General features: G+C 69.3%; 10 protein-coding genes and 1 pseudogene. 7 read left to right on the top strand and 4 right to left on the bottom strand.

The features are described 5' to 3' along the window. Positions 1-325 precede the first annotated feature (325 nt). Complete coding sequence (locus tag H0X00_RS18270) at positions 326-1,240, top strand: right-handed parallel beta-helix repeat-containing protein (RefSeq protein ID WP_293773696.1); 915 nt, start codon at positions 326-328, stop codon at positions 1,238-1,240. A 60-nt stretch (positions 1,241-1,300) separates the two neighbouring features. Here H0X00_RS18270 and H0X00_RS18265 read toward each other — a convergent pair whose 3' ends face one another. Further along, positions 1,301-2,155, bottom strand: coding sequence for a glutaminyl-peptide cyclotransferase (locus tag H0X00_RS18265; RefSeq protein WP_293773693.1), 855 nt, complete (start codon positions 2,153-2,155; stop codon positions 1,301-1,303). A gap of 195 nt (positions 2,156-2,350) precedes the next feature. Here H0X00_RS18265 and H0X00_RS18260 point away from each other — a divergent pair, with 195 nt between their 5' ends. From H0X00_RS18260 to H0X00_RS18235, 6 genes are read left to right on the top strand one after another with little or no spacing between them, the layout of a single operon-like run. After that, positions 2,351-2,998, top strand: coding sequence for a hypothetical protein (locus H0X00_RS18260; RefSeq protein WP_293773690.1), 648 nt, complete (start codon positions 2,351-2,353; stop codon positions 2,996-2,998). 12 nt (positions 2,999-3,010) lie between these two features. Next, positions 3,011-3,916, top strand: a complete 906-nt coding sequence (locus tag H0X00_RS18255) for a 3-keto-5-aminohexanoate cleavage protein (protein ID WP_367186688.1) — start codon at positions 3,011-3,013, stop codon at positions 3,914-3,916. Next, positions 3,913-5,028, top strand: coding sequence for a DegT/DnrJ/EryC1/StrS family aminotransferase (locus H0X00_RS18250; RefSeq protein WP_293773688.1), 1,116 nt, complete (start codon positions 3,913-3,915; stop codon positions 5,026-5,028). Before H0X00_RS18255 ends, H0X00_RS18250 begins: the two co-directional genes overlap by 4 nt. Further along, positions 5,021-5,371, top strand: a complete 351-nt coding sequence (locus tag H0X00_RS18245; protein WP_293773686.1) for a WxcM-like domain-containing protein — start codon at positions 5,021-5,023, stop codon at positions 5,369-5,371. The genes H0X00_RS18250 and H0X00_RS18245 overlap by 8 nt, the downstream gene beginning before the upstream one ends. After that, complete coding sequence (locus tag H0X00_RS18240; RefSeq protein WP_293773684.1) at positions 5,368-6,345, top strand: hypothetical protein; 978 nt, start codon at positions 5,368-5,370, stop codon at positions 6,343-6,345. The genes H0X00_RS18245 and H0X00_RS18240 overlap by 4 nt, the downstream gene beginning before the upstream one ends. Positions 6,346-6,374: 29 nt before the next feature. After that, positions 6,375-7,241 (top strand): glycosyltransferase family A protein, encoded by an 867-nt coding sequence (locus H0X00_RS18235; RefSeq protein ID WP_293773681.1) that lies wholly within the window; start codon positions 6,375-6,377, stop codon positions 7,239-7,241. Positions 7,242-7,250: 9 nt separating this feature from the next. On the opposite strand, the gene H0X00_RS18230 is transcribed toward H0X00_RS18235, so the two are convergent. The 3 genes and pseudogenes from H0X00_RS18230 to H0X00_RS18220 all read right to left on the bottom strand — a co-directional run. Next, positions 7,251-7,961, bottom strand: coding sequence for a glycosyltransferase family 2 protein (locus H0X00_RS18230; RefSeq protein WP_293773678.1), 711 nt, complete (start codon positions 7,959-7,961; stop codon positions 7,251-7,253). A 26-nt stretch (positions 7,962-7,987) separates the two neighbouring features. Beyond that, a complete protein-coding gene (locus H0X00_RS18225; RefSeq protein WP_293773676.1) occupies positions 7,988-8,392 on the bottom strand; it encodes a Rieske (2Fe-2S) protein in 405 nt (134 codons plus the stop codon). A 249-nt stretch (positions 8,393-8,641) separates the two neighbouring features. Continuing rightward, a pseudogene (locus tag H0X00_RS18220) lies at positions 8,642-8,806 on the bottom strand (IS1380 family transposase); the annotation flags it as partial.

Raw genomic sequence — 8,806 nt, 5'->3', positions numbered from 1 at the left:
GCGATCTCCTGATTGGCCACCCCGTCCGCGGCCAACAGAAGACCCCGGGCCTGGACCACCGCACGGTGGGGCAACGTCGAGGACCGCGCCATCCGGGTCAGCTCCGCGCGCTGCTCACTAGTGACCGCCAACGCCGGTGCTGTCTTGATCGGCATGGTCCACTATACCGCACTAATTCACAGACAGATCGCTAGGGGGATGGAAACCTGGCTTTCGGGCTTCCTAAGCTTCGGGACAACCCGGACCAAAGGGATGGCACCGACATTTCCGCAGGCGACGGCGCGGAAGCCCGGCGCACTGAGTCGACCGAGAAGGAGCCTCCGTGATGGCCAGACCCCGCAGCAGATGGCAGATCGGGGTCGTCGTCCTCAGCGCGGGACTGCTCGGGCAGACCCTGATCGGCGCGACCATTGCGTCCGCGCAGGCGACCCGCACCTGGGTTTCCGGGGTCGGAGACGACGCGAACCCGTGCTCGCGCACCGCCCCGTGCAAGACCTTCGCCGGCGCCATCTCCAAGACCGCACCCGGCGGAGAGATCAGCGTCCTCGACCCGGGTGGGTTCGGCGCTGTGAACATCACGAAGTCGATCACGATCTCCGGCAACGGCCTCGCGAGCAGCATCTTGTCCTCGGGCATTCACGGCATCACCGTGAACGGCGCGGGCATCACCGTCCAGATCCGGGATATCGAAATCAACGGTGCAAACACCGCCGGTGGCTTCAACGGCATCCGCTTCCTCCAAGGCAAGGCGCTGATCGTCGACAACGTCACCGCCTACAACTTCACCGGCAGCGGGATCTCCATGACAGCGCCCGGACAGCTCGTGGTCACCAACTCGCGCTTCGACAACAACACCGGCTCCGGAATCTCCATCGCCCCCACCACCGGGCTCGCGCGCGTCACGGTCGTGGGAGGCCGAATGGACCTCAACGGCACCGGGCTCACGGCAGGACCCGGCGCCCGGGTCGCCATGCGCGACTGCAGCGCGTCCAACAACACGGCCGTCGGGCTGAGGGCAACCAACGCAGGAATGGTGGTGGACACCTGCACGGTGCAAGCCAACGGCACCGGCATCATCAGCGAGACCTCCTCCGCGGTGCGCGTCCAGCGCACGGTGCTGGTGGACAACAGCACCGGGTTGTCCGTCACCGCCGGGTCGGCGCTGCTGTCCGGCGGAGGCAATACGGTCGAGGGCAACGGTGTCGAGGGCGCCTTCAACGGAACCTATACGGCCAAGTAGCACCCCGGCGCCCAGGCCAAGCGCGGGTCGGATGTCGAACCGGCCTGCGCATCCCTGTCGTCACCGGAGAGGATCGGGACTTCTAGGCTCGGAACTTTCCCTGATCCGGATCTCGAACACCGTCGGCCACCGCTTACCGGTGACGAAGAGCCGATCGCCGGCTTCGTCATAGGCCATGCCGTTCAGGACGGCATCTTCATCACTGACCTTCACCGTGGCTACCAGATCCGTCAGGTCGATCCAACCGAGCAACGCACCATCCCGCGGATCGATCCGTGCGATCCGCCGGTCGGGCAGGACATTGGCGTAGATCTCGCCCCTGACGTACTCGAGTTCGTTCACTCCCAGCACCGGCCGGTCGCCGTCGAGGACACTGATCGTCCGCTTCACCTCGAACGTTCTCGGGTCGAGGAAACGCAGCTTGTTCGTCCCGTCGCTCCGGATCAAGTTCGTGCCGTTGTGCGTGAGTCCCCACCCTTCGCCTTCGTACGAGAGCGCTGATTCCACCGACAAGTTCGTGGGGTCGTACACGAAGCATTGATGCTCCTGCCACGTGAGCTGATACAGCTTTCCGCGAAGAAGCGCGACCCCCTCGGCGAAGTACTCCCGTCCGAGAAAACGCTCCTTGAGTACTCTCCCCGTTTGCAGGTCAACCCTGCGCAGTGTCGACTCGCCGTACTGCCCACTGCTCTCCCACAGGTCCCCGTCGTGAAAAAGTAGCCCCTCCGTGAAGGCCTTCCGGTCGTGCGGCCAGGTGTGGACAACCTCGTAGGTGTCAACCGGTGTTACCTGGCGAGCGGCGGTCGACGCACTATCGGGCCGCGTAGTCGGCGGAGCGGACACTGTGCTGCTCGCAGACTGGGTGGGAAAACTCATGCAGCCGACAACCAGAGCGCTCGCGAGCAGCATCCTCATAGCGATGTCCGGCTCCGTTCCGGGCCTGGGGCTTTGCCGAGGCTAGCAGGCCGAGACAGTTGTTCAGCCGATCCCGGTGGGCCACGACCCCCAACCTGATTCACCGTCACTCTGTGCCGCGGCACCCCGTTGGATCCGATGGTCGCTCCCACCGCGAGAGGCGAGAGACTGTCCCCGCCAAGCCCAGGAGTGCCCATGAACCGAACCGCCGTCTACGGCGTCGCCACCCCGTACGCGTGGGAGGTCGTCGAGACGCTGTGGCGACTCGGTGACGAGGTCATCTGTGTTGACAACTACGGGGGCGCTGACGAGAGATTGCCCGGGCTCCACACAGTCGTCCCCGCGGACCTGGACCGGGCCGTCCTCGGGCCGTCCTCCGCCCGGGCGCGGGCCGCTGCGGCCCAGACAGCGTGGGCGGCCGGGCTGCGGCACCTGGAAGCAATCGTCGACCCCACCGCCGTTGTCGCTCGGACGGCACGCGTCGGCCACGGGGTGTACGCCAACGCGCTGGCATGTGTGGGGGCCCAGGCCGAGGTGGGCTGCTTCGTCAACCTGAACCGGACGGTGAGCGTCGGCCACCACTGCTCGCTCGGACCGTTCACCTCGACCGGACCCGGGGCGGTGCTCAGCGGCTCGGTCCGAACCGGGGCGGGGGCGTTCATCGGCTCGGGCGCGGTTGTACTGCCGGAGCGCACGATCGGCCGTGGGGCACTCGTCGGCGCGGGGGCCGTGGTGACCAAGGACGTGCCCGACGGTGCGATCGTGGTCGGCAATCCCGCCCGGGTGATCGGCGCCGCCGAGTCCTGGTCGAGCGACTGCCCGCTCTGCACGTCAGGCCACTGATCGGGCTGTAATCTGGAGCAACCGGGGAAGACCCTGTGGCGCCCACCGAAACGCCCCTCTGGAGGCCGCCGTCTTGTCCTCAGCTCTGACCGCACCGTTCCCGCTCGTGCTGCTCCCACCGGCATGGTCCCGACCCGCGCGCACAGCCCGCACGTGCCGCTCACCCCGTCGGAACTGGCCCGCGACGTCCGGGCCGTGGCGGAGCTTGGCCTCACCGCCGTGCACATCCACGCGCGGGACGCCGGCGGGGCTCCGGACTGGAAGCGCGACACCTACGCGGCCTTCGTCGGCGCCGTCCGCGAAGTCGATCCCGAGATCCTGATCAACGTGAGCACCAGTGGCCGCAACTGGGCCGAACTGGAGCGACGGGCGGACTGCCTGGCCCTCGATGGCGACCTCAAGCCGGACCTGGCCTCCCTCACGCTGTCCTCGCTGAACTTCGTCCAGCAGGCGTCGGTGAATCCGCCGGACGTCATCCGCGGCCTGGCCCGGATCTTGCTGGAGCGCGGGATCGTGCCGGAACTGGAGGTATTCGACCTCGGGATGGCGAACATGGTCCGCGTGCTGCGACGTGAGGGCCTGGTCCCCCGCCCCGCCGTGGTGAATCTGTTCGTCGGCAACATCGCCGGCGCTCAGGCGACGCCGTCGGCGCTGGGCCTGATGATCTCCGACCTGCCCGAGGACGCGATCTGGAGCGGCGCCGGCCTCGGGGACTTCCAGGCGGTCGCGCACGCGATGTCCCTGGCCGCCGGCGGCGGCGTCCGGGTGGGGCTGGAGGACGGGCTTTACCTCGACGCGCGACGTGAAGAGCTGGCGACCAACCCCGCCCTGGTCGAGCGTGCCCTCGCTCTCGGCTCGTTGCTCGGACGCCGCGTGATGACCCCGAAAGAGATGCGGGCCCGTCTGGACGCCGGATGACCGCACCCCTGGTGCGCCCTGTCCCGACAGCCGACCCGACCCGACTCGCCGAAGCGGAGCGCGCGGCCGTGCGTGCCGCGGTCGAGGCCGTGCTGACGACCGGCCCGCTGATCGGCGGTCCATTCGTGGCGGCCTTTGAGGACGCCTTCGCGGCCTATCTGGGCAGCCGGCACTGCATCGGCGTCGACAACGGGAGTGACGCGCTCGTGCTGGCGCTGCAAGCGCTGGGATGCGTTGCCGGGACCGAAGCTCTGGTGCCCGCCTCCGACGGCGGCTACGCCGCGGCGGCCGCGCAGGCGGCGGGTCTGGTGCCGGTCGCGGTGGATGTCAGCCCCGAGAACGGACTCGTGAGCGTCGCCGAGCTGGAGCGCACCTGCAGCCCCCGGGTCACGGCGGTGGTCCTGACGCACCTGCACGGACTCGCCGCGGACGTGAAGCCGGTGGTGGCCTGGGCCCGACAGCGCGGCATTGTGGTGGTCGAGGACTGCGCGCAGGCTACGGGCGCGCGTCGGGACGGCCGACCTGTCGGTACCTTCGCGGACGCCGCGGCGTTCAGCTTCTATCCCACCAAGAATCTCGCGGCTTTCGGCGACGGCGGCGCGGTCGTGACGGATCGGGCCGACGTTGCCGAACAGGTGCGGTCACTGCGCCAGTACGGCTGGAGCGAGTCGTTCCGGATCACCGACAGCCGCGGACGCAACGCCCGCCTGGATGCGTTGCAGGCCGCAGTGCTCACGGCCCGCCTGCCGTTCCTCGATCACAACAACGAGCGGCGGCGCGCCATCGCGCGCCGCTATCGCGCCGTCCTGCCGCCCGGGAATCTGCTCGGACCCGACGACGACTCCTTCGTCGCCCATCACGCGGTCGTCGTTACCCCGAACCGGGACCGGCTGCGGGAGGTGCTCGCCACCCACCACGTCGACGCGGCGGTCCACTACCCCTGGCTGATCGACGAGATGCCCGGGATCCGGCTCGGGGCACCGGCGGATCTCCCGAACGCACGGGCATGGCGGGACCGCATCCTGAGCCTGCCCTGCTTCCCGACGCTCGAAGAGACAGAGGTGGACACCGTCGTGTCCGCGCTCGCCGGGTGGCAGGCCCCCGTTGGCTGACTACCAACCCTTGCCGGTGTTCCTCGACCCGCGAGGGACGCTGATCTCGATCGAGTTCGGCACCCTGCCCTTTCAGCCACAGCGCTGCTTCGTCGTCGCGGCCCCAGGGTCTCCCGCCCGACGCGGTGGGCATGAAGCGGGATGTCGCCAGTTGCTCCTGCTCCTACGCGGGTCGGTCACCCTGCGGCTCCGCCACGGCGACGGCGAGACCGAGCGCCGGCTCGTGAAGCCGGGATCCTCCGCGCTGATCGCGGCCGACGAGTTCGTCGACTACGAGTTGGAGACCCCCGATACGGAGGTGCTGGTCCTGGCCGAGCACCCTTACACGGCTCGCTCCACGTGACGCGCCTCCGGCAGTTCGCCGCTCGCGTGCGCCGCGACCGGCGGCGGCGCCTCGTCCTGCACATCGGGATGGGCAAGACCGGGACAAGCGCCCTGCAGGTGGCCCTGGTTCGCAACCGGCAACGGCTTGCCGACCAAGGCGTCGACTATCCCCCGCACACGGACGACGACGTGGCGCGCGCCCTCGGCGTCACCAACGGCAACGGGCCGGCGCTCGCCAACCTGCTCGGCAGTGAACTCGCAGCCGCCCCCGCCGATCTGACGCAGGCTCAGAGTGGACTCCGGGCACTGTGCACCGGCGTTGCGCTCAGCACCTTCCCGATCACCCTCTATTCCTCGGAGCTGCTCTACCGCTTCGACCCCAACCATCTCGCGGTGCTGGGCGAGGAAGCGGACCGCGCGGGGATTGAACTCCGCGTGGTCGTCTACGTCCGCGACATCGCCCCGTACTTCGTCTCCTCGTACTCGGAGCGGGTGAAGCGGAACGGTTACAGCGGGACCTTTGACGAATACCTCGAGGGGGGCGACGACTTCGGCCGGCGCGTCGCCCTGTTCCAGCCTCGGCTGACCCGACTGGTCGATGCCGTCGGCCGCTCGCGGGTGCAGATCCTTCACTACGACTCCGTCGGGGCGCAGCTGTTCCCCTCCTTCGTGCGGGACGTTCTCGGGCTGACCGATTCCGGCGGTTGGGAGCTGCCGCCGTCCTCGGTCAATCGCGGGCTCACTGCGCAGGAGGTCGAGCTCCTGCGGCACCTCAACCGAACGCCCGGCGCACGCGGCCCCGGATGGAGCGGCGAGTCCCTGATCGCCGACGGGGCTGCACGGAGACCGACAGCCATTTCGTCGGCGGCGTTGGCGTCTCTGGAAGCCAGATTCGGCCCTGAGGTCACCTGGCTCAATGCCGAGTTCCTGGAAGGCCGGATGGAGGTCCGCGGGGACGTCCAACTCCTGAGTGACGACCGATCCGCGCAATGATGGACCCGGCACCTCGATTCACCGTTCTGATGTCCGTCGGGCGGTCGTTGGAGCTACTCCCCTACGCCGTCGCGGCCGTGTTGGCCCAGAGCGAACCGAGCCTCGAGCTGATACTGCTCCCCGACCCCGACGACGCCGATGCCGCGCGCCGCAGCCTGGACCTGGCGGCCGGTGATGCGCGGGTGATCCTCCTCGACGGCCCGCGTGCCGCGGCGGCCGTTCAGAGCATCCGAGGAACTCTCGTCGCCACCACGACCGACGAGACGCTGTGGTTTCCTGACCACCTGACCGAACTGGCCGAGCTGTTGGCGGAGGTGGAGTACGGCCATCTCCTGAGAACCGAGCTCGACCCGGACGGTTCGGTCTGGGTGGGCCAGACCGCCCTGGCCGACGGCGCCGGCTTCCGGGTGGACGCCTACCGCCGACTCGGCGGGCAACCAGGCCCCGACTCTGGCACCCGGTTCGCGATCGAGTCCGTCACGCTGACGACCGCCTATTGGACCGGCCCGGCCGAACCCCGGGCGGCCGAGGCCGAGATCGTGCACCGCCTGGTCTGCGATGAACGCAGCCGACGTGACCTCCGCAGCCGCGCCCTTGCCTCCTGGCACACCGACCTCTCGGCCGCGCAGGGGGCCGTGGACGTTGCCGCGGCGCAGATCCAGGAGCTGTACCGCTCGCGCGGCGAGATCTCCGCCCAGCTCGCAGAGTACGCACACTCCCGAGCCGCGTTCGGCCAGGAGAATGCCGATCTCTACACCCAGGTTGCCCGGCTGACGGCGCGGAACCGGCGGCTGATTCAGCGGCTGCGGGCCATCGAGGCCTCCCGCACCTGGCGGCTCCTCCGGCGGGTGGAACGGGCGCGCGCGGCCGTTCGCCACCGGGCCCGGCGCCGCTGACGCGTCGAGTTAGGACGGAACCCGTTCGGCGTTCGCCAAAGCCTCGTCGAAGCTGGCGTCAAACTCCTCCCGCGCCGCGGCGTACTGGGCGCCGAACTGGCGCACCTTGTCCCCTCCCCGCCGTTTGGCATCCAGTTCCTTGTACCGGGCCCAGGTCTGCTCGCGACCGAGGTACCGGTAGTGACGCAGAATCAGATCCTCGGGCTCGACGAGGACGACCTCGCCTTCAAAGCTGGCATCGTGGCTGCCCGGCGCGAGCGTCAGATTGGTGATCTTGTCCGGCCGGAACAGGCACGGCTTGGAGTACTGGGGGTTGAAGACCCCGACATCGACCGTCGCTGGGTCCGCGTCGTCCTCGGCGATCATGTCGAAGCCCCGCGGCCGCAGGACTGTCGCCCCTGCCGCCTGGTGCCGTTCCAACGCGACCGTGAGGTCCGGTCCGACGATCTCGTCCACCGTCAGGTGGATCACCCAGTCCGCATCGTAGGACTCCTTCCAACCCTCGTTCTTCCAACGGGCGACGGCGAGCACCCACGAGTCTCGTTCGCGCGGCATCCGGCGGATCTCCACAGCAGGATGGGCGGCGAGGATCTCCAGCGTCCCGTCGGTGGAACCGTCGTCCATGACCACGATGCGTCGACAGTGCGGCCCGTAGTGGTCCAGGAAGTACGGGAGTAGTCGGGCCTCGTTCCACAAGCACGTGTACAGATCGAGGATCACGCCGCCACGGTACTCAACGCCCCAAGTCAGGCGACGGCGATGTTCCCGCCCGTCGTGGTGATCGCGACCGCGGTGAGCGGGCTCGAGGCCGGCGGCCGCTTCACCGAGCCGTCCTCGATCGAGAACTCGCTGCCGTGACACGGGCACTTGATCACCCCGTCGGCCACCTTGGCCACCGGGCAGCCCTCGTGGGTGCAGATCGCGCTGAAGGCCTTGAAGGTCCCCGCCGTCGGCTGGGTGACCACCACCGCGGGCGAGATGAAGACCTTGCCGCCCCCGACCGGGATGTCCTGGGTCGGGCCGAGCGAGCTGCCGGCCGCGATCGGGGCGGCGCCGGCCCCTGACCCGCCGTCGTCCTGCGCGAGGGTCGCCTCGCCACCGCCGCAGGCGGCGAGAGTGGAGCCGGCGACGGCGGTCACGCCGGCAGCCATGGCTCCCCGGAGCACAGTTCGACGGTTTCGGATCGACGCTGTTCTCGGCCATGGCGGTGGCTGCTCCTGGAGGTGCGGGCGGGCGGGCGGTCTCCAGGGAGGCTAAGCCTCGATCCGTGGAGCCGCTGGTCCGGTCACCTGAGTTGCGGTGATCATGGTCAGCCCCGCGGTTGCCCGCGGTGAACCCGCTGGCCTGGTGCCAGCTTTTCCACTCGGGTTCCGGTCGGGCCTGCGCGGCGAGTTGATGGGTCAGGCGCGCGTTGGGGGCCCGGTCGCGGGAGTGAACACCTGGTCCCACAAGGCTGTCCATGCATCGGCCCAGGGCCAGCGGGCGGGTAGGTGCAAGCACGCGGCGCCGCTGCGGTGCGGCGGTGCGGGCCGGGACGGCGACCAGGCGCCGGCGCAGGGTCGCGC

Origin of the sequence: Sporichthya sp., assembly GCF_013815995.1 — a bacterium.
Lineage (GTDB): Bacteria > Actinomycetota > Actinomycetes > Sporichthyales > Sporichthyaceae > Sporichthya.
This window is presented reverse-complemented; position numbering and strand designations above follow the sequence as displayed.